The sequence below is a fragment of the Streptomyces sp. NBC_01275 genome (genome assembly GCF_026340655.1).
GTDB lineage: Bacteria > Actinomycetota > Actinomycetes > Streptomycetales > Streptomycetaceae > Streptomyces.
Genome location: NZ_JAPEOZ010000001.1, coordinates 3,315,171 through 3,336,689, shown reverse-complemented (window position 1 = coordinate 3,336,689; position 21,519 = coordinate 3,315,171). Strand labels below are relative to the sequence as shown.

The following is a 21,519-nucleotide window of genomic DNA, read 5'->3' as shown; positions in this document are numbered from 1 at the left end:
CATCATGCGGACGCCCGTCACGGAGTGTGCTTACACGGCCACCGGGGTGTAGTGGGACGCGTCGCCCTCGATGGAGTAGCTCTCCTTGCCCTCGATGCCGGCCGGCACGTCACCGGCGACGGTCACCCGGTTCAGACGGCGCGGCTGACCGTCGTAGTTGTCGATGGCGTAGTGCTGGGTGATGCGGTTGTCGAACAGGACCAGCTGGTTCGGGGACCAGCGCCAGCGCAGGACGTTCTCCGGGCGGGTCACGTACGCCTGGAGCAGGTCCAGGATCTTGCGGGACTCGCCCGGCGACAGACCGACGATCCGCTGCGCGAACCCGCCGATGAACAGGCCGCGTTCACCGGTCAGCGGGTGGACGCGGACGACCGGGTGGACCGTGCGGTACTTGATCGACGTGAACTGGGCGCGCTGCGCGGCCCGTTCGTCGTCGACGTCCTCCTCCGGCACGGCGTAGTCGTAGTCGTTGGTGTGCTCCGCCCACAGGGTGTCGGCGAGGGCGCGCAGCGGCTCGGGCAGATCGCGGTAGGCGGCTGCCGAACTGGCGATCAGGGTCTCGCCGCCGTACGGCGGGATCGTGATGCTGCGCAGGGTGCTGGCCTGGGGCGGGTTGAGGACGAAGGTCACGTCGGTGTGCCAGTGGTTGGCGCGGCCCCGTTCGCTGTCGACCGGGAGCACGTTGGGGGCGTCGGCGACGGCGGGCACCGTCGGGTGGGCGGTGGTGAGGTCGCCGAAGTGCCGGGCGAAGGCCTGCTGGCCCTCGTCGTCGAGGTGCACGTCGTCGAAGACCAGCGCCTTGTGGACGTTGAGGGCCTCGCGGATCGCGGCGATCTGCTCCTCGTCGAGCGGCTTGGAGATGTCCACGCCCAGGACCTGGGCGCCTATGTTCGCGGTGACCTTGCGGATCTCGATGGACATGCGGGGTCGTCCTTTCAGACCGTGGCGAGTGCGGGAATGAGGTACTGGTTGGCGGGGCGGGGGAGGCCGTAGCGCTCCCGGAGGGTCTGGCGGGGGCCGTACTCGCTGCGGAGCAGGCCGCGGCTGCGCAGGATCGGGACGACGTGGTCGACGAAGGCGTCGAGGCCGGAGGGCAGCACCGCGGGCATGATGTTGAAGCCGTCGGCGGCGCCCTGGGTGAACCAGGTCTCGATCGCGTCGGCGACCTGCTCGGGCGTGCCCGCGAACGTGAGGTGTCCGCGCCCGCCGCCGAGCCGTCCGATCAGCTCGCGCACGGTGAGGCGTTCGCGCCGGGCCAGCTCCACCACGAGCGTGTAGCGGCTCTTGGCGCCCTCGACGGCGCTCTCCGGGGGCAGGTCGGCGGGGAGCTGTGCGTCCAACTCCAGTACGCCGGGCTCCAGTTGCAGCAGCTGTTCCAGGCGCTGGATGCCGTGGGCGTACACGATGTGGTCCTCCAGGACCCGCTCGCTCGCCCGCGCCTCGGCCTCCGTGGAGCCGATCACCGGGACGATCCCGGGCAGCACCTTGATGTGGTCCGGGTCCCGGCCCGCCGCCGCGGTACGGGACTTGAGGTCGGCGTAGAAGTCCTGCGCGTCCGCCAGCGTCTGCTGCGCGGTGAACACCGCCTCCGCGTACCGGGCCGCGAACCCCTTGCCGTCCTCCGAGGAGCCCGCCTGCACGAGCAGCGGGTAACCCTGCGGCGAACGGGGGACGTTGAGAGCGCCCTCGACGCTGAAGTACGTCCCCTGGTGCCGGGGCGGGTGGATCTTCTCGTCGTCGCCCCAGACGCCGGACGCCTTGTCCGCGACGATCGCGTCGTCCTCCCAGCTGTCCCAGAGCTTCAGGGCCACGTCGAGGAACTCGGCGGCACGGGCGTACCGCTCGGCGTGCGCGGGCTCCGCGTCGAGCCCGAAGTTGCGGGCGGCCTCGGCGCCGGCCGTGGTCACGATGTTCCAGCCCGCCCGGCCCCCGCTGATGATGTCCAGCGAGGCGAACTTGCGGGCCAGGTTGTAGGGGGAGTTGTAGGACGTGGACGCGGTTGCGATCAGGCCGATGCGCTCGGTGGCCGTCGCCAGCGCGGTGAGCAGCGTCAGCGGCTCCAGGGCGCCGGCCGGCCGCTGGGCGATGTTGCCCCACAGCTGCGGTCCGTCGGCGAGGAACAGCGAGTCGAAGGTGCCGCGTTCGGCGATCCGGGCCAGATGGACGTAGTGGGCCAGCTCGACATGGGCGTACGGGTCGCTCTCCGGCAGTCGCCAGGAGGCTTCGTGGTGGCCGGTGTTCATCAGGAAGGCGTTCAGGTGGAGTTGCCGGGTCATGGGTGTCCTTGGTGTTTGTTCTCAGCCTGTCCGGCGTTTGAGTTCGAGGCCCTTTCGGGGCCGAAGCGGGGGTCTGGGAGCGGCGGCCCCCAGGGACGGTCACGACAGCCGACGTTCACCCGGTGTCCGACGTCACGCCCAGCGCCGCCAGCAGCTGCTCGCGGTACTCGCCGAGCAGCGGGTCGCGGTACGAGCGGGGGTGCGGGATGTCGATGGTCAGGTCGAGGCCGATCCGGCCGTGGTCGAGGACGAGGACCCGGTCGGCGAGCACGATCGCCTCGTCCACGTCGTGGGTGACGAGCAGCACGGAGGGCCGGTGGCGCTCCCACAGCTCGCGCAGCAGGGCGTGCATCCTGATCCGGGTCAGGGCGTCCAGGGCGCCGAACGGCTCGTCGGCGAGGAGGAGTTCGGGTTCGCGGACCAGGGAGCGGGCCAGGGCGGCGCGCTGGGCCTCGCCGCCGGACAGTTCGTTGGGCCAGGCCCGCTCGCGGCCGGCGAGCCCGACCTCGGCGAGTGCGGCACGGCCCCGTTCGGCCGCCTCCTTGCCGTTCGTGCCGAGGAGCACGTTGTCGAGGACGCGCCGCCAGGGCAGCAGCCGCGAGTCCTGGAAGACGACCGACACCCTTTCGGGAGCTTCCAGCCGCCCACTGCCGACGACCTCGTGGTCGAGGCCCGCGATGGCCCGCAGCAGGGTGCTCTTGCCGGAGCCGCTGTGCCCGAGCAGGGCGGTGAACTGCCCGGCGGGGAGGTCGAGGTCGATGCCGTCGAGGACCGTACGGCCGTCGAACGACCGGGTCAGGTCCTGGAGTCGGACGGTCGGTCGGGTCAGCTGCTCAGTGTGCGGCGCCATGACAGCACCCTCCGTTCGATGAGCCGGACCGCGCTGTCGGAGGCGAGGCCGAAGACGCCGTAGATGAGGAGGCCGACGAGGATGACGTCCGACTGGCCGTAGTTCTGGGCCTGGAACATCAGATAGCCGAGGCCGCTGGTGGCGTTGATCTGCTCCAGGACCACCAGGCCGAGCCAGGAGCCGGTCACCCCGAGCCGCAGCCCGACGAAGAAGCCGGGCAGCGCGCCGGGGATCACGATCTGCCGGACGAACTGGAGCCGGGACAGCCCCTGCACCTCGGCGAGTTCGACGAACCGGTGGTCGATGCCGGAGAGCGCGGCATGCGTGTTGAGGTAGATCGGGATGTAGACGACGATGGCGATGATCGCGATCTTGAACGTCTCGCCGATGCCCAGCCAGAGGATGAACAGCGGGATCAGACCGAGGGTCGGGATCGCCCGGTTGAGCTGCACCGTCCCGTCGATCAGCGCCTCCCCGGTCCGGGTGAGCCCGGACGCCAGCGCGAGCACCACTCCGGCGGTCAGGCCGATCGCGAAGCCGTACGCGGCACGCTCCAGCGAGGTGAGGACGTCGGTCGGCAGCGTTCCGTCGGTCCACAGATGGACGCCGGTCCGCGCCACCGTCCAGGGGGCGGGGATCGCGCCGGGGTCCAGCCGTCCGGCGGCGGAGGCGGCGGCCCACAGGGCGATCAGCACCAGCGGTCCGACGAGCCGGGCGGCGGGCAGCCGCCGGCCGGGGGCGAGACCGCGACGCCTGCGCCGTACGTCCCGGGGCGCGTCCCGCGTTCCGTCCCGCGTTCCGTCCTGCTTCTCTCCGGCGACGGCGGGCGTGGCCGTGGTCGAGGTCGAGGTCGAGGTCGCGGCGGAGGTCGAGGTCGTGGTCACGGCGGTCACTTCCGGTACTCCGCCGGCACGGCCTTCGCGGCGATGCCCTCGAAGCGCCGGTCGAAGAGCGAGTCGACCGTGAACTTCTTCACGAAGCCGCCCTCCGCGAGCAGATCGGCGGTCTCCTGCTCCCACTGCACCGCCTCGTCCCAACTGGGCGGGAACAAAGGCTTGTTGGCGAGCGCGGTGATCGACTCGGCCTGGGCGAGGGTCAGGTTCTGCGTCTTGACGTAGAACTCCTCGTTCCAGACGTCCGGGTTCTCGTACTGCCACACCTGGCCCTGCGCCCACTGCGGGATGTACGCGGCGATCGCGGCCGCCTTCGCGCCGTCGTTGAGCACCGACACCGGCGCCCACAGCAGGTTGAGCAGGTCGACGACGTCGGTGGTGATGGCGCGGGCGCCCTGGGACGCGTACTGCTTCAGGTACGCCGGCGACTGGCTGTTGGCCAGCGGGGCGATGTCCACCTGGCCGGACTGCAGGGCGGTGAGGAACTGGTTGCTGGTCAGCGGGACGAGCTTCACGTCGTCGTACTTCAGCCCGGCCTCCTTCAACGCCCGCAGCAGGACGACGCCCTGTGCCTGGCCCTGCGAGAACGCCAGCTTCTTTCCACGGAAGTCCTGGACGCTGTGGATGTCGCTGCCGGGCTTGGTGGCGAACAGGTAGTTCGGCTTGCGCGTCACGTTGATCGCGACGATTTTCGCGGCGAAGCCCTGGTAGTGCGCCTGGATCGGCGGAATGCCCGCGTTGTTGGCGAGGTCCAGGGATTTCGCGCGGAAGGCGTTGATGACATCGGGACCGGCCCCGATGTTCACCCAACTCGAGACCGTGAACGGCAACTTGGGCAGCTTCGCCAGCTTGAACTCCAACTGCTGCACATTCAGATAGGAGGAGATCTTCAGGCTCGTGCCGGCGGGCACCTTGTCGGCGAGCGGAGCCGCCGAGGCGCCCCCGCTTCCGGTGGCGGCACTGCTCTCGGCGCAGCCGCTGAGCCCGGCGACACCGGCGGCGGCGCCGAGCAGGGAGGCGAGGAAGAGGCGCCGGTCGACACCGGAACCGGACGCAACGGAAACGGGCATGGGAGAACCCCCAGGGGGAAACGGAGAAATGCAGACGGAAGGCAGATGGAAACGACGCAGAGAATTCCGGGCACGGCAAGGCCGGAGAAAGGAATTCACACAGGGGAAGACAGGAGGAAGTGCGACGCGCGCCCGGTGCGCCGGGGCGTCGGCAACAGCGTCAGCAACAGAGAGTGCGACAGCTCACGAGAAGGATGTTCCTGTCCATAGAAGAATGTTCCCGTCCCCGCGCAAGGGCTGTCAACATTCGGAGTTTCTGAATTAAGTCAGCGCGGGTGACACGTCCAGCGGATCCCGGTAGAGCACGTCCAGGGCGACCGCCCCGCCCGCCATCGCCAGCACGGAGTCGGGGAAACTGCTCGGTGAGACGGCGGCCGAGCGCCCCGCCCCGACCTCCTCCCGCAACGCGGCCAGGCAGTCCTCCCGGTACATCACCCCGACCTCGGTGACGACGACGCTCTCCGGGTTGAGCACGTCCAGCAGCAGCCCGGCCGCCCGCCCCACCATCCGCGCCCGTTCCCGCAGCAGCCCCGCGGCCACCGCGTTACCGGCCTTCGCGGCGGCGACCACGTGCATCGGGTTCACCCCGTCGATCACCCCGGCCTCCCGGGCCCGCCGGCACAGCGTCCGCTCGCTCAGCTCCACCTGGAGGCAGCCCACCCGCCCGCAGGCGCAGGGCTCGACGCCGCCGGCCAACGGCAGATGCGCGATCGCGCCCGCCTGCGAACGCGGCCCGTGATGCACCTCGTCATGGGTGGCGAACGCGGCGTCGACCACGTTCCCGACGAACAGATGCAGCACGCTGCGGCTGCCGCGCGCCCGCCCGAACAGCCGCTCCGCGTTGACCAGCGCCCGCGCGTGCCCGTCCACCTGGACCGGCAGGCCCGTGCGCGCGCCGACCGTCTCCCGCACCGGCACGTCCCGCCAGCCCAGCAGCGGATGCTCGACCACGGTCCCCGAATCCCGGTCCACCCAGCCGCCCACGGCCACGCCCACCCCCAGGGCCCGGCAGCCGCGGGCCTCGCCCAGCAGCGCGCCCAGCCCGTCGGCGGCCCGCGCCAGCACCTCGGCCGGCTCGACGGACCCGTGCGCGAGCCGCCGCTCCGCCACCACCCGCCCGCGCAGATCCAGCAACGCGACCGTCGTGTACGGCACGGCCACATGCACCCCGCCCACCACGAACCGCGAGTCGTCCAGATCCACCGGGACGTGCGGCCGGCCCACCCCGTTGCTGCGCCGGGGCACGGCCGCCTCCCGGATCAGCCCGAGCCCGGCCAGCCGGGCGCAGTGGTCGGTGACGGAGGCCGGGGACAGCCCGGTCAGCCGGGCGATGGTGGAGCGCGCGACCGGCCCGTGCTCCAGCACGGACCGCAGGATCACACTCGCGCTGGTGCGCCGCCGGTCGCTGTCGGCGACCCGGGAGATGGGAGATCCGGCGGATCCGGCGGATCCGGCGGAGACAGGGGAGACAGGGGAGGTCAGAAGGGGAGGAGCCGCGGTACGAGCAATCGCGGTACGGGGCATGGGGAACTTCCTCGGAAGTCGGGAGCCGGTCCGACACTGCGCCGTCTGTGGAGCGCGGCGCGCCGGATGATCGGCTCCGCCCGCCTCACACCGGAGGGCGACAGGCGGCCGCGCCCACGCGTCGCAGGTCGACATGGCGACGCGACGAGAAGTTCAGGGCCTGGGCAACCATGGCTCGAAGCTAGCAAAGCGGCCCGCCGCTGCCCAGACGGCGACCGACGGGCGAGACGGCCCCCAGGGCGGCCGGAGCGGCGATTGGCGAAACCCTACAGAAGGGGACCTGTCCCGGCCGGACATAAGGGGTGTCCGGTCGAACCCGCCCCGCCCGGGTATCCGGAACCACCCCGCCTCCGTGACCAGGGTCACTTCGTACCGCGTGTAACCGCCACTCTTTGTCCGGAGCCCACCAACTCCCCGTTCGACCGTTTGTCGACCACTGACGGTGATCGGGCCGAGCCCCCTGGGATAGCGTCACCGTGTTCCGAACCGCCCCGACCCTCGCGGAGTCCCCATGAGCACCGCCGTCGCCACTCCCGCACGCACCGGACAGGTCCTCGCCGACCTGCTTCCCGCCTCCCGAGTCCGGGACGTCGCGCTCGTGCTCGGCGGCGCCGCGCTCACGGGTCTCGCGGCCCAGATCGCGGTCCCGGTCCCCGGCTCCCCGGTGCCGGTGACCGGCCAGACCTTCGCCGCCCTGCTCGTCGGCACGACCCTCGGCGCCCGGCGCGGCTTCCTCTCGCTCGCCCTGTACGCGCTGGCCGGCATCGCCGGGATGCCGTGGTTCGCCGAGGGCGGCTCGGGCGCGTCCGCCGTCTCCTTCGGCTACGTCCTCGGCATGATCCTCGCCTCCACCGTCGTCGGCGCCCTGGCCCGCCGCGGCGCCGACCGCGACGTCTGGCGCATGGCGGGCGCGATGCTGCTGGGCGAGGCGATCATCTACGCCGTCGGCGTCCCGTACCTGGCCGCGGCGGCCGGCATGTCCGCGTCGGCGGCGATCGCGGCCGGCCTCACCCCGTTCCTGATCGGCGACGCCCTCAAGGCGGCCCTGGCGATGGGCCTGCTGCCGACGGCCTGGAAGTTCGCCAAGCGCTGAGGCAGGTCGGTCGTACCGTTGCGTAAGAGGCTCGCCGAGTTCACCTCGGCGAGCCTCTTACGCGTCTTGCCTGCTCGTACGTCCGCGCCCGCCGGAACGTCTACGACTGCGGCCGCCGCCGCTGGGACCACCACAGCCCGGCCGCACCGGCCGCGAGCAGCGAGGCCCCGGCCGCGCCGAGCGGCAGTACGTCGCGGCCGACGCCCGTCTTGGGCAGCTCGCCGGGGGCCGCGGGGGCCGCGGGGGTCACCGGGGCGTTGTCGGTGCCGAGGAGCAGTGGGGTGGCGGGCGCGTTCGGCGACGGGTTCGTCGTGCCGAAGGGCACCGGGCCCTGCTGCCAGAACGTCTTCTTGCCGTCGCGGGTCTGGACGGGCAGGCAGATCTTCCCGGTCTTGTCCAGATCGAAGGTCGCGTCGACGGCGTAGGACTTCGACGCCCCTGCGGCGAGCCGGTCGACGGGGCAGGCGAAACCGCTGTTGGAGCCTTCGGGGAGGTCTTTCTCCGCGATCGCCGTGCACCCCTCGACGTTTTTGACCGTCAGTCCGTCGAACCCGACGACCAAAAGCCTGATGTCTTCGCTGTCCTTGGTCCCCTCATTCTTCACCGTGGCGGTGATCGCCGTCTCCTGTGAACCGTTGTCGACCGAGATCCTCTCGGGCAGCAGCGTGGTCAGCCGCACGCCCGCCGGCGCCTTGTCGACGGCCTTTCCCCCCTTGCCGCTGCCGGGTCCCTGATCGTCCGCCCCGGCCGGGACGGAAAGGATCAACACCGCCGAGAAAGATGCCAGGACCAGCGATCCGGCGATGGTCGTCGAACGACGAGAACTCATGTTCGTCCCCCTTGGCTGCGCCTGAATTCGCAGTACTTGAAGAGGTACCACAAGATTTTCCGCACTATGCTGGTACCGCGCTAATTGGTGGGGCAGGGCAATGGAGGGGGTGCATTGAATTGCCGGTCAATTCGGGGAGCGGGGGAATTCCGGGTCTGCTGGTGACAAGGCGCTATCGATTGGTCGAGAGTATCGGCCAGGGGGGAATGGGGCGGGTGTGGCGGGCCGCCGACGAGATGCTCGACCGGCCGGTGGCGGTGAAGGAGATGCGTATCGACGACTTCGACCCGGAGGACGGCCGCACCCGCCGGGAACGCACCCTGCGCGAGGCCCGGGCCACCGCCCGCATCGACCATCCCAACGTCGTCCGCGTCTATGACGTCGTCGACGAGGGGGAACGCCTGTGGATCGTCATGGAGTTGGTCGCCGGGCGCTCGCTGGAACGCATCCTGGCCGAGGAGGGGCCACTGGACCCGCGTGAGGCGGCCCGGATCGGGCTGGGGCTGATCGCCGCGCTGCGTCAGGTGCACGCGGGGGGCGTTCTGCACCGGGACATCAAACCGGGGAACGTGCTCGTGGAGAGCGGCGGGCGGGTCGTCCTGACCGACTTCGGGATCGCCGCGATCCAGGACGCGAAGGCGCTCACCATGGTCGGCATGCTGGTCGGCTCGCCCGACTACATGGCCCCCGAGCGCATCTCCGGCCGCCCGCAGGGCCCGCCGTCCGACGTCTGGTCCCTGGGCGCCACCCTGTGCGCGGCCCTGGCCGGCCACTCCCCGTTCTCCCGCGACACGACCCTGGCGACCCTGCACGCCGTCCTCTACGAGGAGCCCCGACTCCCGGCCGCGGCGGGCCCGTTGCGCGGGATCCTCGCCAACCTCCTGGCGAAGGAGCCGACGGTCCGAAGCTCCCTGACCGACCTGGAGTCCACGCTCCACCCGATCGCCTTCCCGCCCCCGACGCCCGGACCCCACGATCCCCGGCGGCGTCCGGAAGCCGAGCAGGGAGCCCCGCCCCGCCGCCCCGGCGTCTCCCTCGCCCGATCCGAGGCGGCGACCGAACTCAGGCCGGTCCCGGACACCGCCCCGGACCCGGCCCCCGTCCCGGACCCGTACCCAGGCCCGGACCCGTACCCAGGCCCGGAGCCGTCGCAGCCCGTCCCCGACCCGCGGACCCGCCCCGCGGGGAGGAGGGGGAGGGGAGGCCGCCGGGCGGCCGGATGGACAGGCCGCCGTACCGGCTTGGCCGCCGCCGCCGGTGTGGTGGCCGTGGGGACGGTCGTCGCGATCGTGCTGGCGCTGGCGCCCGGCTCGCAGGACGACGACAAGGCGTCCGGCGGCGGCTCCTCGCCCACTTCGTCGGTCACCGCCACGGGCACGGGCACAGGCACAGGCACAGGCGTCGCCTCGCCCTCGCCCACGGTCGAGGGGACCTTCAGGCCGCCGAGCCTGCCCCCGGGCGCGCATCAGGAGGCCGGCGGGTTCGCGTGGGCGACGCCCCGGGGGTGGCGGCGGGACGTGAAGACGGGGGCGGAGGTGCACTACACCGCGCCCGACGGAACGCAGGAGCTCGTCGCCAAGTCCGCCCTGGCCCGCGGCGACCTGATGGAGACCTGGCGGACCTCCGAGCAGAACGCCCACCAGGGCCAGGACTACCGCAAGATCCGCTTGGAGAGGACGACGTTCAGGGGCCGGTCGGCGGTCGTCTGGGAGTACACGTTCACCCTCCAGGGCACCTCCTGGCACGCCCGGCTGCTCGGATTCGACGAGGAGGGGAAGTCGTACCAGATCAACACCTGGTACCAGCCGGGCGTGGAGGCGGATGCCCTGAAGACCTACGACAAGGTGAAGAAGAGCTTCACGGTGTTGTGAGCTCCTTGTCGCCCGGTGAGGTCCCGCCCTGGGACGGCTCGTCCCGGGGCGTCCTCAGCTTCTCCTTCACCAAGGCGACCGCGACGACCGCCGCGGCCACGAGCAGCGACAGCAGCACCGTCGTACGTCCGCTGCTCTCGCCCTCGGTGTCGGTCAGCATGTAGCCGAGCACGAAGACGATCAGCGCGGCCGTCGCCCAGGTCAGATACGGGTACAGCCACATCCTCACGACGAGCTTCTCCGGCGCCTCGCGCTGGATGATCTTCCGCATGCGCAGCTGCGAGAAACAGATCGCCAGCCAGACGAACAGGGCCACCGCGCCGCTGGAGTTGACCAGGAAGAGGAAGACCGAGTCCGGGAACCTGTAGTTGAAGAACACGGCGACGAAGCCGAAGACGACCGACGAGACGATCGCGGCGAGCGGCACGCCACGGGACGTGGTCCGTGCGAACGCCTTCGGCGCGTCGCCCCGCTCGCCGAGCGAGAAGGCCATGCGGGAGGCCGTGTAGAGCCCGGAGTTGAGGCAGGACAGCACCGAGGTCAGCACGATGAAGTTCATGATCTGACCGGCGTGCGCGATGCCGAGGGAGTCGAGGGCGGCCACGTAGGAGCCCTGCGCCTTGATGGCGGGGTCGTTCCAGGGCAGCAGCGTGACCACGATGAAGATCGACCCGAGGTAGAAGACGCCGATGCGCCAGATGATGCTGTTGGTGGACTTGGTGACGGCCCGCTGCGGGTCCTCGGACTCGCCGGCCGCGAGGGTCGCGATCTCGCTGCCCATGAAGGAGAAGACGACGAGCAGCACGCCGGTGAGGACCGCTCCGGGTCCGTGGGGCAGGAAGCCGCCGTGGTCGGCGAGGTTCCCGAGTCCCGCCTTGTCGCTGTCGACGCCCGGCAGCACGCCGAACACCGCGAGTCCGCCCACGACGATGAACGCGCCGATCGCCACGACCTTGATCCCGGCGAACCAGAACTCGAACTCGCCGTAGGAGCCCACGGAGACGAGGTTGGTGGCGGTCAGCACCACCATCACGATGAGCGCCCAGCCCCACTGCGGTACGGCGGGGATCCACCCTTCGAGGATCTTGGCGCCGGCGGTCGCCTCGACGGCGAGCACCACCACCCAGAAGAACCAGTACAGCCAGCCGATGGAGAAGCCGGCCCAGCGGCCGAGCGCCCGGTCGGCGTGTGCGGAGAACGAGCCCGAGGTCGGATTCGCGGCGGACATCTCGCCCAGCATCCGCATCACCAGCACCACGAGCGTGCCGACGAGGGCGTAGGAGAGAAGAATGCCGGGCCCGGCGGTGGCGATACCGGAACTGGAACCGACGAACAGTCCGGCGCCGATGACACCGCCGATGGCGATCATCGACAGATGACGGTTCTTGAGACCTGCCTGGAGACCGGAACCGGGTTCTCCGGCGGCTCCGGGGCCGCTGTCGGCCTGGGTGAGGGTCGGCTGCGAAGTCATGGGGATGGATTTCCTTTGCGCCGCGTGAGGTGATTCCTGTGGGGGGCTCATACGAGCGGTGTACGAGTCGGTCCAGTGAAACGGAGGCAAAGGAATTCGTGAACCTTTGATTCCTGATTGTTACTTGAGGTTTTCTTGAGGTTCTATTGGACTGCTCACGGTTTCCCGACGCGACACCCGGAGCTGCTGCCCCGCAACACGCATGTCACACTCATCCCATGCGCGTGTATCTCGGCTCGGACCATGCCGGCTTCGAACTCAAGAACCACCTCGTCGAATGGCTGAAGGCGGCGGGTCACGACCCGGTCGACTGCGGCCCGCACATCTACGACGCCCAGGACGACTACCCGCCCTTCTGCCTCCGCGCCGCGGAGCAGGCGGCCGCGGACCCCGAGTCCCTCGGCATCGTGATCGGCGGCTCCGGCAACGGCGAGCAGATCGCGGCGAACAAGGTCAAGGGCGTCCGTGCCGCCCTCGCCTGGAGCGAGGAGACCGCCTCCCTCGGCCGCCAGCACAACAACGCCAACGTCATGGCGGTCGGCGCCCGGATGCACACCCAGGACGAGGCGGCGAAGTTCGTCGAGACCTTCCTGGCCACCCCGTTCTCCGAGGACGAGCGGCACATCCGCCGCATCGACATGCTCGCGGCCTACGAGACGACGGGCGACCTCCCCCCGATCCCGGCACACCATCCGCAGCAGGGCTGAGCGCCCCGGCGGGGGGCTGGAAGGAACGCACACCGTGCCAGAGGGGCACACGATCCACCGGCTGGCGTCGGACTACGCCGACCGCTTCTCCGGCACGGCACCGCGGGTGACCAGTCCCCAGGGCAAGTTCTCCGACGCCGCCGCACTCCTGGACGGCGTCGGACTCACCCGCACCGAGGCCCACGGAAAACACCTCTTCCTGGGCTTCCGGGACGGCGAGTGGATCCACATCCACCTCGGCCTCTTCGGCAAGGTCGCCTTCGGGGACGCCCCCGCACCCCCGCCCACCGACACCGTCCGCCTGCGCCTGGCCCACAGCGCCGCCTACGTCGACCTCCGCGGCCCCACCACCTGCGCCCTGATCACGGATGGCGAGAAGCAGGCCGTACACGCCCGCCTCGGCCCCGACCCCCTGCGCGCCGACGCCGACCCCGCGGCCGCCCACGCCCGCGTCTCCCGCAGCCGTACGACGATCGCCGCCCTGCTCCTGGACCAGAAGGTCATCGCCGGCGTCGGCAACGTCTACCGCGCCGAGGTCCTCTTCCGGCACGGCATCGACCCCTACCGCGCGGGCAGGGACATCAGCCGCGCCGAGTGGGACGCGATCTGGGCCGACCTCGTCGCCCTCATGCGCGAAGGCGTCCGCGACAACCGCATCGACACCGTCCGCCCGGAGCACACCCCACAGGCCATGGGCCGCCCGCCCCGCGTCGACGACCACGGCGGCGAGGTCTACGTCTACCGCCGCACCCACCAGCCCTGTCACCTCTGCGGCGACGAGATCCGCACCGCCGACCTCGCCGCCCGCAACCTCTTCTGGTGCCCGACCTGCCAGAAGAACTGACGTCGGCCTAGAACCCGTGGGGCAGCCACGGCGCCGCCGGTGAGCCGAAGCCCACGGCCGCCTCCGCCAGCGCCCCCTGCCGCAGCTCCCGCACCAGCCCGGCCCCGGCCAACGAGAGCAGGCTCACCCCGCCCAGGTACGCCGCCCCCAACTCCCGTACGGACAGAGCGAGATCGGCGGCATCCGTCGTAGGCTCGCAGACCGCGCCCTTCGCGTCGCCGCTCAGTCGCAGGCGGCCGGAGTTCCACGGGCAGAAGGCGTCCTCGACGTCCAGGACCACGTCCACCGGCGCCTGATACGTCCGCGCCGCCAGCGCCGCCCCGACGTCCACCAGCCGTACGTGCAACGAGTCCCGCACCCGCAGCCGGCACCGGCGGATGTCGGACACCAGGTGCTGCCACGCCTCGTCCATCGGCCGCCCCCGCACCTTCAGTGAGGACGTGAGGTCGATCCCGAACAGGAACCTCCACAGCGCCGCCTCCGAGACCGGGTCCACCGCGGCGAGGTCCTGCAACCGCACCTGCCCGTCGTGCCCGCTGTCCGTCCACTCCGGCTTGACCCGGAACCGGGCGTACCCGGTGACCTCCCCGTCCCGCTCGGCCAGCACGCACTGCAACGCGGACGCCCCCTCCCGCTCGCCCTCCGGGTCCAGCAGCCACACCCGCTCCCAGCCCGGCCGCCGCGCCAGCATCCCGGCCCGCCCCGGCACCGTCCGCGCGTACACCGCCTCACACGCCTCGAGCGCCTCGGCGGGCGCGGCGTACCGCAGCCGTACGTCCTCCGCGCCGGCCGGCACGGACAGCCGTACCCGGGCGGTGTCGATCTCGGCGTGCAGACCGAAGGTCGCCGCCGCGTACCCGAACCGGCCGTAGATCTCCGGCTCGGACGCGGTCAGCACCGCCAGCGGCCGGCCCCAGGCCCGTACGTCGTCCAACTGCCGCCGCATCAACGACGTCAGCACCCCGCGCCGCCGGTGCGTCGCGCTCACGCCGACCATCGTCACGCCCGCCGCCGGCGCCGACGCCCCGCCCGGCACCGTCAGCCGGAAGTCGAACGCCCCCGCGGTCCCCACGCACACGCCGTCGTCCCACACGCCGAGGGAGCGCTCGCACAGGGTGAGCTCCCGCCACAGCTCCCGCTCCTCGGCGGACTCCGCGACCCCGCCGAAGGCCCGGATCAGGGTGTCGTACCACATGTCCCATTCGTCCTGCCGCAGCACCCGCAGCTCGGCCGCGGGCAGCCCCGAGGGGCCGGTCGCCTCAGTCGTCATGTATCCATGCCTAGCAGCCCAATGCGGGACGAGCCAGGGAATTTCTCCCTCCTGGCGGCGCGAGCGCTTTCGGTGAAGTTCACTGTGAAGTTGAACCTCGGACGGGGGACAAGTGGGACCTCCCGTGCCAAGCGGCGGGTTGGATGGATAGGGTCCCGAACTAATGGCAGAAGGACGACAGCGGCGCGCGGAAGCCGAGACGTTGACGGCCCGGTTGAAGCACTTGATGCACCGGGTCCGCACCGGCGTGCGCAGAAGCGCCGTGGACTACTTCCGCGGCGACGGCTCCGACTGGATCGCGCTGGCCTTCCTGCTGCTCACCGTCCCACTGATCGCGATCACCACGCTCGCCAACTCGGTGTGGTGCTCACCCGCCGCCCTCGTCCTGCCGATCGTCGCCGGCGGCCTGCTGCTGCGCCCCGCCAGCCTGCTCGGCCTGTACGCCGCCGCGGCCACCGCCCTGATCGTGGAGTCGGTGCAGCTGGGCCCCTACACGGAGGGCCCCTCCCGGGTCACCCCGGGCGTGGTCCTCGTCGTGGCCGCATGCGGTTTCTTCGGGCTGCTCATCGCCCAGTTCCGCAGCCGCGTCGGCGTGCCCTGGCGGCGCGGCGGCACCATGCTCTTCGACCTGCGCGAACGCATCCGGGTACAGAGCAAGCTGCCGAAGCTGCCGCCGGGCTGGCACCGTGAGATGGCGCTGCGGCCCGCCGGAGGCCAGTCCTTCTCCGGCGACTTCGTCGTCGCGGCCCGCACCAACGGCGGCCGCACCATGGAGGTCGTCCTCACCGACGTCTCCGGCAAGGGCATGGACGCGGGTTCGCGGGCGCTGCTGCTGTCCGGCGCGTTCGGCGGCCTGCTCGGCTCGCTGCCCCCGCACGCCTTCCTCCCCGCCGCCAACGGCTACCTGCTCCGCCAGGACTGGGACGAGGGCTTCGCGACCTCCATCCACCTCGTCCTCGACCTCGACTCCGGCGACTACGAGCTGTACTCCGCCGGCCACCCGCCGGGCCTCCAGCTCAGCGCGGGCAGCGGCCGCTGGGAGGAGAAGGCCGCGGAGGGCCCGCTGCTGGGCGTGTACGAGGGCGCGCAGTTCGACCCGGTGAAGGGCTCGTTGCGCCCGGGCGATGTGCTGATGCTGTTCACCGACGGCCTGGTGGAGACCTCCGACCGCGACATCGTCGAGGGCATCGACCGCCTCACCGGCGAGGCCGACCGCTATGTCGCCGGCGGCTTCCAGGGCGCCGCCTGGCATCTGATCGAGGCGGTCGCCAAGGACGTCAACGACGACCGGGCCCTGCTGCTGGTCTGCCGCGAGGGGCCTACGGCCCAGGCGTCGGTGCTGCTCTGAGCCTCCGGAACCGGAAGGAAGGCAGGACGTCAGATGCTCACCCTGGCCGAGGTCGAGGCCCTCGCCCGTGCCGCCCACGAGGGCCAGACCGACAAGGCGGGCCGCCCCTACGCCGAGCACCTGGAGGCGGTCGCGGAAGGCGTACGCGCGCGTGGCGGGGACGACGAGCAGATCGCGGCGGCCTGGCTGCACGACGCCGTCGAGGACGACGCTCTCAGCGAGGCCCGGCTGCGCGGGGCCGCGCTCACCGACCGCACCAAGGCGATCGTCCTCGCCCTCACCAAGCGCCCCGGCGAGCCCCCGGAGACGTATGCGAGCCGCGTTCTCGCCACCCCCGGCGCGCTGCTGGTCAAGGAGTCGGACCTGGCCCACAACGCGAACCCGGCGCGGCTGGCGGTCCTGGACGCGGCGACCCGGATGCGCCTGACCGAGAAGTACGCACGGATGCGCGCACTTCTCGGTCTCAGCGTGCCGCCGGACTCGCCGGACTCGCCGGACTCGCCGGACTCGCCGGACTCGCCGGACTCGCTGGACTCGCCGGACTTGCCGGACTCGCGGAACTTGCTGGACGAGTAGCGGCTAGGCGTCGGCCTTCTCGCGCTCCTGCCGCTTCTCGCGCTCCTGCTGCTTCTCGCGCTCACGGGCCAGTTCGGCCGGGTCCCGCTTGAAGGCCCAGTCCATGGTGGGCTCCGTCGCGAACCGGAACACACGCCGTACGGGCCGGGTGCACAGCAGGGTGACGGCCACCGCCACGGTCACGCTGACCGCGATCTCGCCGAGCGGCCGGTGCAGCCAGGCGTGGTCGAACCAGCCGCGGTAGTCGGCGCCCTTGATCAGGAAGCCGTGCAGCAGATAGCCGCACAGGGTGCCCGCGCCGAGCGTCGTGAACCACATCGTGCGGCCCGGCACCCAGGAGAAGAAGCAGGCCGTCAGCACCAGCGAGCAGCCGAACAGGGCGAGCTGCATGACGGGCCCTGCCCACCAGGGGGCGGCCAGTTCCTGCGCGGAGGCGCGGTGGTAGAGCCAGGCGGTGTTCATGTGCGTCACCGCCCACCAGGCGAAGACGAGCGCGCCCGCGAACACCGGCACGGCCGCGATCCGCACCGAGCGGCGGCGTACCAGCCGGAAGTGCTCGGCCTTCAGGCACAGGCCCAGCACGAAGAACGGCAGGAACTGCAGGACCCGCTGGAGGTCCAGGTCGTCGCCGACGTCCGGGGTGACGGACGCCAGCATCGCGATGCCCAGCGCGACCGGCAGCGGATGGCGGACCGTCTTCCAGATCGGCGTGGTGAGCCGCCAGATGAACAGCGCGCACAGGAACCAGGTCAGGTAGTACGGGTCGAGGAGGCTGATCTCCTGCTGGGGCGAGTGGTCGACGTAGCGCTTGAAGAGCGGGTACGCCGTCTCGAAGACGACGTACGGCACGGCCACGCCGGTGATCAGCCGCTTCAGCCGGCTGGGGCTCGCGTCGAAGCTGCGTGAGAAGAAGCCGGAGACGACGATGAACGCGGGCATGTGGAAGGCGTACACGAGCAGGTACGCGGCCTGGAGGACCCGGCTGTCGCCCTTGAGCGGCTCCCAGGAGTGGGCCACGGCCACCAGCACGATCGCCAGGTACTTCGCGTTGTCGAAGAACGCGTCGCGCTGCTTGGCGGGCTGCCCTGAAGAGCGCCTGTCCGGCTCCCCGGACGTCCGTGCGGACGTCCCTGCGGACGGTCTGTCCCGGGACTGGTCGTGCTGGTCGTTCTGGTTCTGGGGCGAGCGGGGGCTCGGAACGAGAGACGAGACGGCGTGGAACATTTGAGGCACCCTAGCGTCGTCTGTGGCTATGCGTAAAACGATCGACGTCATTCCTGGTTAATGCCTTGCGGGTACCCCGGGATTTACCGAACACGACCGTCCCGTCGATGTCTTGTAGGACACACAGTCGCCCTTGATGTCGCGATTCATCCCGACTAAAAGGTACATAACGTCGGTTGTGGGTGTGTGGTTGACGTGCCTGTGCCCACAATTCGAATTACCTGCAAGGGCGTTGTGTGGAGACGGCAACGATCAGTCTCAATTCCCTGTGCGGGTACGCTCTCGAATTGCTGTACGGCGTACTTCCGCTCGGCCGGCCGCAGCGATGATGTGTCACCGGCCGCATGGGGAGGCCCGGTTGGTGGCACGATGGTCTCGGGAGAGCGGACCGACCGAGGGTGTGTGATCAGTTGTGGCCATTTCACTGTCAGTGGTGCTGCTGTTGGCGATCATCCTGGTAGTGCTGATCCGGGGAGGGTCGATCAAGGCGGGCCCCGCCATAGTCGCCATCCTGTTCGGCTTCTTCCTCGCCTCCACCGGCATGGCGCCGTCGATCAACCGTTTCCTCGACTCCCTTGCGGACACGATCAACTCGATCAGCTTCTGATCGACCGGCGTCCGACTCGACCGGCGTCCGACTCGACCGGCGTCCGACTCGGCCGGCGCGGGACTCGACCGACGGCTGAGCGACCGACTGCTGATCGGCGCGCACAAACGACCCTGGCCGGGTCGGAGGACTGTGCCTCCGACCCGGCCAGGGTCGTACCAGAGCGGGCGACGGGAATCGAACCCGCGTAGCTAGTTTGGAAGACTAGTGCTCTACCATTGAGCTACGCCCGCACACGACGCGCCGCAGGTCAGCCGACCGCGGCACTGCAGGCATCGTAGCGGGTCGTCGCCCTCGGCCGCACACCCGGTTTCCGGCCCGCGCCGCCGCCCGCCCCCGGACCGGGCGCGGACTCGGCAAATGCGGCGGTCAGAGGGCCTGCGGGCATGTACCCTACGTCTCGCACCAGACGGGGTGTGGCGCAGCTTGGTAGCGCGTCCGCTTTGGGAGCGGAAGGCCGTGGGTTCAAATCCCGCCACCCCGACCACCTGGCCGACCACCTGCGCGATCATGCTGTGCACCTGGCCGGCGATCGTCTTTTGGGCCGTCCAGCGGCTGCGGCTACTATGCAAGCTGCACGCCCGTGTGTCTGTGTCCGTGTAGGCCTGTCCGGCCCACGAACCTCCTTCGGGCGACGAATCGCCGGTCCTGTCAGGTTCCGGCGAAAACCAAGAAGTCAGCCCCCAAGGAGACCGAACCGTGAAGAGCGCCGTGGAGACCCTGAACCCGACTCGGGTTCGGCTCAGCATCGAGGTGCCCTTCGAGGAGCTCAAGGACAGCCTCGACGCGGCGTACAAGAAGATCAACCAGCAGGTCACGGTGAAGGGCTTCCGCAAGGGCAAGATCCCCGCCCGGGTCATCGACCAGCGGTTCGGCCGCGGCGCCGTGCTGGAGGAGGCCGTCAACGACGCGCTTCCGAAGTTCTACACCGAGGCGGTCAACGGAGCCGAGCTCGACGTCCTCGGCCAGCCCGAGGTCGACATCACCGAGCTGAAGGACGGCGAGACGCTGAACTTCACCGCCGAGGTCGACATCCGCCCCGCCCTGGAGCTCCCCGAGGACTTCTCCTCCATCGAGGTCGAGGTCGACGCCGTCGAGGTGAGCGACGAGGACATCGACAAGTCGGTCGAGCAGCTCCGTGAGCGCTTCGCCGCCACCTCCCCGGTCGAGCGCGCCGCCGAGGACGGCGACGTGGTCACCGTGGACCTGGAGGCCAAGGTCGACGGCGAGGTGCTGGAGGACGGCGTCGCCAGCGGCGTCTCCTACACCATCGGCTCCGGCGAGCTGCTGGACGGCATCGACGACGCCGTGAAGGGCCTGGAGGCCGGTGGCGAGGCCACCTTCGCCTCCGAGCTCAAGGGCGGCTCGGCGGCCGGCAAGGAGGCCGAGGTCACCGTCAAGGTCACCCAGGTCGCCGCCCGTGAACTGCCCGAGCTGGACGACGAGTTCGCGCAGCTCGCCTCCGAGTTCGACACCCTGGAGGAGCTGCGGGCGGACAGCCGCAAGCGCCTCGAGAACATGAAGCAGTACGACCAGGCCACGCAGGCCCAGGAGCGCGTCCTGGAGAAGCTGCTGGAGCTCGTCGAGGTGCCCGTCCCCGAGAAGCTGCTCACGGACGAGATCAACACCCGCAAGCACAACCTGGAGCACCACCAGCTCGGCCAGATGGGCCTCGACCTCCCGAAGTACCTGGAGATCCAGGGCAAGACCGAGGAGGAGTTCGAGACCGAGACCCGTGAGGCCGCGGTCAAGGGCATCAAGACCCAGTTCGTGCTCGACGAGCTCGTCAAGCGCGAGAAGCTGAACGTCAACCAGGAGGAGCTCACCGAGCACCTCATGCGCCGTGCCGCCTCCTCCGGCATGTCCCCCGACCAGTTCGCCCAGGCGGTCGTCGAGGGCGGTCAGGTCCCGCTCCTGGTCGGCGAGGTCGCCCGCGGCAAGGCCCTGGCCACGGTTGTGGAGGCCGCCACGGTCAAGGACACCAACGGCGAGGTCATCGACCTGGACGACGAGGACGAGGCCGAGGCCGCCATCGAGACGGTCGAGGCCGTCGAGGCTGCCGCCGAGGCCGCGGAGAAGCCCGAGGAGAAGCCCGAGGCCTGAGCCTCGTGGCACCTCTGAAGTGCTGACGCGGGAGGGCCCCGGAGCGTGATCATCGCTCCGGGGCCCTCCCGTCGTCGTAGGCCGGGACGGCCCGCCGCACCCACCCGCGCACCCGTCCCCGCCCAGCCGCGGACCCGTGCCCGCCCCACCCGCGCACCCGCCCCCGCCCCACCGCCCGAGGCGGCCCCCGGCTACGCCCCCGGCGAACACTCACCTCTCCGGGATTCTCCGAAGGGACCCGCGCGTTAGGGTCCATGAGTACGAGGGCAGGGGAGTCCCCGAGCCCCAGGCAGTACACGTGAGACGGCCCGGCGCCGTCGTAAGACGAGCAGGTGGATACGTGACGAATCTGATGCCCTACGCCGCCGGCGAGCCTTCCATCGGTGGCCTCGGCGACCAGGTCTACAACCGGCTGCTCGGCGAGCGGATCATCTTCCTCGGCCAGGCGGTCGACGACGACATCGCCAACAAGATCACCGCACAGCTGCTGCTCCTTGCCGCCGACCCGGACAAGGACATCTTCCTTTACATCAACAGCCCCGGCGGCTCGATCACGGCTGGCATGGCGATCTACGACACCATGCAGTTCATCAAGAACGACGTGGTGACCATCGCCATGGGCCTCGCGGCCTCCATGGGCCAGTTCCTGCTCAGCGCCGGCACCCCCGGCAAGCGCTTCGCGCTGCCTAACGCCGAGATCCTGATCCACCAGCCCTCCGCCGGCCTGGCCGGCTCGGCCTCGGACATCAAGATCCACGCCGAGCGGCTGCTGCACACCAAGAGGCGCATGGCCGAGCTGACCTCCCAGCACACCGGCCAGACGGTCGAGCAGGTCACCCGCGACTCGGACCGCGACCGCTGGTTCGACGCCTTCGAGGCCAAGGAGTACGGCCTCATCGACGACGTCATCCCCACGGCCGCCGGCATGCCGGGCGGCGGCGGCACCGGGGCGGCCTGAGGGCC

At 70.6% G+C, this 21,519-nt stretch carries 18 protein-coding genes, 2 tRNA genes and 1 pseudogene; 10 read left to right on the top strand and 11 right to left on the bottom strand.

The genetic code is table 11. The features are described 5' to 3' along the window. Positions 1-30: 30 nt before the first annotated feature. The 6 genes from OG562_RS14560 to OG562_RS14535 form a co-directional block, all read right to left on the bottom strand. A complete protein-coding gene (locus tag OG562_RS14560; RefSeq protein ID WP_266397435.1) occupies positions 31-921 on the bottom strand; it encodes a TauD/TfdA family dioxygenase in 891 nt (296 codons plus the stop codon). A gap of 14 nt (positions 922-935) precedes the next feature. Continuing rightward, positions 936-2,276, bottom strand: a complete 1,341-nt coding sequence (locus tag OG562_RS14555; RefSeq protein ID WP_266397433.1) for an LLM class flavin-dependent oxidoreductase — start codon at positions 2,274-2,276, stop codon at positions 936-938. Between the two features lie 115 nt (positions 2,277-2,391). Continuing rightward, positions 2,392-3,126 carry an ABC transporter ATP-binding protein gene (locus OG562_RS14550; protein WP_266397432.1) on the bottom strand — a complete coding sequence of 245 codons (735 nt, stop codon included), beginning with the start codon at positions 3,124-3,126 and terminating at the stop codon, positions 2,392-2,394. Next, positions 3,102-4,010, bottom strand: coding sequence for an ABC transporter permease (locus OG562_RS14545; RefSeq protein WP_266397431.1), 909 nt, complete (start codon positions 4,008-4,010; stop codon positions 3,102-3,104). Before OG562_RS14545 ends, OG562_RS14550 begins: the two co-directional genes overlap by 25 nt. A 5-nt stretch (positions 4,011-4,015) precedes the next feature. Then, positions 4,016-5,089, bottom strand: a complete 1,074-nt coding sequence (locus tag OG562_RS14540) for an ABC transporter substrate-binding protein (RefSeq protein ID WP_266397429.1) — start codon at positions 5,087-5,089, stop codon at positions 4,016-4,018. A gap of 261 nt (positions 5,090-5,350) precedes the next feature. Further along, positions 5,351-6,613, bottom strand: coding sequence for an ROK family protein (locus OG562_RS14535; protein ID WP_266397426.1), 1,263 nt, complete (start codon positions 6,611-6,613; stop codon positions 5,351-5,353). A gap of 511 nt (positions 6,614-7,124) precedes the next feature. On the opposite strand from OG562_RS14535, the gene OG562_RS14530 reads away from it, so the two are divergent. Next, positions 7,125-7,706 (top strand): biotin transporter BioY, encoded by a 582-nt coding sequence (locus tag OG562_RS14530; protein ID WP_266397424.1) that lies wholly within the window; start codon positions 7,125-7,127, stop codon positions 7,704-7,706. Between the two features lie 100 nt (positions 7,707-7,806). Here OG562_RS14530 and OG562_RS14525 read toward each other — a convergent pair whose 3' ends face one another. Continuing rightward, on the bottom strand, positions 7,807-8,535 hold the full coding sequence (locus OG562_RS14525; protein ID WP_266397421.1) for an LPXTG cell wall anchor domain-containing protein: 729 nt from the start codon (positions 8,533-8,535) through the stop codon (positions 7,807-7,809). 179 nt (positions 8,536-8,714) lie between these two features. Between OG562_RS14525 and OG562_RS14520 the strand changes: the two genes are divergently transcribed. After that, positions 8,715-10,406 (top strand): serine/threonine-protein kinase, encoded by a 1,692-nt coding sequence (locus OG562_RS14520; protein WP_266397418.1) that lies wholly within the window; start codon positions 8,715-8,717, stop codon positions 10,404-10,406. On the opposite strand, the gene OG562_RS14515 is transcribed toward OG562_RS14520, so the two are convergent. Beyond that, the gene (locus tag OG562_RS14515; protein WP_266397415.1) at positions 10,393-11,877 is read right to left on the bottom strand and encodes an amino acid permease; all 1,485 of its coding nucleotides are present in this window, start codon (positions 11,875-11,877) and stop codon (positions 10,393-10,395) included. The genes OG562_RS14520 and OG562_RS14515 overlap by 14 nt on opposite strands. A gap of 218 nt (positions 11,878-12,095) precedes the next feature. On the opposite strand from OG562_RS14515, the gene OG562_RS14510 reads away from it, so the two are divergent. Both OG562_RS14510 and OG562_RS14505 read left to right on the top strand, forming a co-directional pair. Next, entirely contained in the window at positions 12,096-12,584 is a 489-nt protein-coding gene (locus tag OG562_RS14510; protein WP_266397413.1) for a ribose-5-phosphate isomerase, read from the top strand. Positions 12,585-12,618: 34 nt separating this feature from the next. Beyond that, positions 12,619-13,428 carry an Fpg/Nei family DNA glycosylase gene (locus tag OG562_RS14505; protein ID WP_266397409.1) on the top strand — a complete coding sequence of 270 codons (810 nt, stop codon included), beginning with the start codon at positions 12,619-12,621 and terminating at the stop codon, positions 13,426-13,428. A gap of 7 nt (positions 13,429-13,435) precedes the next feature. Here OG562_RS14505 and OG562_RS14500 read toward each other — a convergent pair whose 3' ends face one another. After that, positions 13,436-14,698 carry a GNAT family N-acetyltransferase gene (locus OG562_RS14500; protein ID WP_266397407.1) on the bottom strand — a complete coding sequence of 421 codons (1,263 nt, stop codon included), beginning with the start codon at positions 14,696-14,698 and terminating at the stop codon, positions 13,436-13,438. A gap of 163 nt (positions 14,699-14,861) precedes the next feature. On the opposite strand from OG562_RS14500, the gene OG562_RS14495 reads away from it, so the two are divergent. Together OG562_RS14495 and OG562_RS14490 are read left to right on the top strand one after the other, a co-directional pair. Beyond that, positions 14,862-16,046 carry a PP2C family protein-serine/threonine phosphatase gene (locus OG562_RS14495; protein ID WP_266397404.1) on the top strand — a complete coding sequence of 395 codons (1,185 nt, stop codon included), beginning with the start codon at positions 14,862-14,864 and terminating at the stop codon, positions 16,044-16,046. Between the two features lie 33 nt (positions 16,047-16,079). Further along, positions 16,080-16,514: pseudogene (locus tag OG562_RS14490) on the top strand (HD domain-containing protein); the annotation flags it as partial. A gap of 111 nt (positions 16,515-16,625) precedes the next feature. On the opposite strand, the gene OG562_RS14485 reads toward OG562_RS14490, so the two are convergent. Next, complete coding sequence (locus tag OG562_RS14485; protein WP_266397401.1) at positions 16,626-17,846, bottom strand: acyltransferase family protein; 1,221 nt, start codon at positions 17,844-17,846, stop codon at positions 16,626-16,628. A gap of 412 nt (positions 17,847-18,258) precedes the next feature. Between OG562_RS14485 and OG562_RS14480 the strand changes: the two genes are divergently transcribed. After that, the gene (locus OG562_RS14480) at positions 18,259-18,453 is read left to right on the top strand and encodes a hypothetical protein (protein ID WP_030779494.1); all 195 of its coding nucleotides are present in this window, start codon (positions 18,259-18,261) and stop codon (positions 18,451-18,453) included. Positions 18,454-18,615: 162 nt separating this feature from the next. On the opposite strand, the gene OG562_RS14475 is transcribed toward OG562_RS14480, so the two are convergent. Then, a tRNA-Gly gene (locus OG562_RS14475) sits at positions 18,616-18,686 on the bottom strand. A gap of 177 nt (positions 18,687-18,863) precedes the next feature. Here OG562_RS14475 and OG562_RS14470 point away from each other — a divergent pair. The 3 genes from OG562_RS14470 to OG562_RS14460 all read left to right on the top strand — a co-directional run bounded on the left by OG562_RS14470 (position 18,864) and on the right by OG562_RS14460 (position 21,514). Further along, a tRNA-Pro gene (locus OG562_RS14470) sits at positions 18,864-18,940 on the top strand. Between the two features lie 212 nt (positions 18,941-19,152). Continuing rightward, positions 19,153-20,556, top strand: a complete 1,404-nt coding sequence (tig, locus tag OG562_RS14465) for a trigger factor (protein WP_266397398.1) — start codon at positions 19,153-19,155, stop codon at positions 20,554-20,556. Between the two features lie 352 nt (positions 20,557-20,908). Continuing rightward, positions 20,909-21,514, top strand: a complete 606-nt coding sequence (locus OG562_RS14460; protein WP_266409263.1) for an ATP-dependent Clp protease proteolytic subunit — start codon at positions 20,909-20,911, stop codon at positions 21,512-21,514. Positions 21,515-21,519 lie beyond the last annotated feature (5 nt).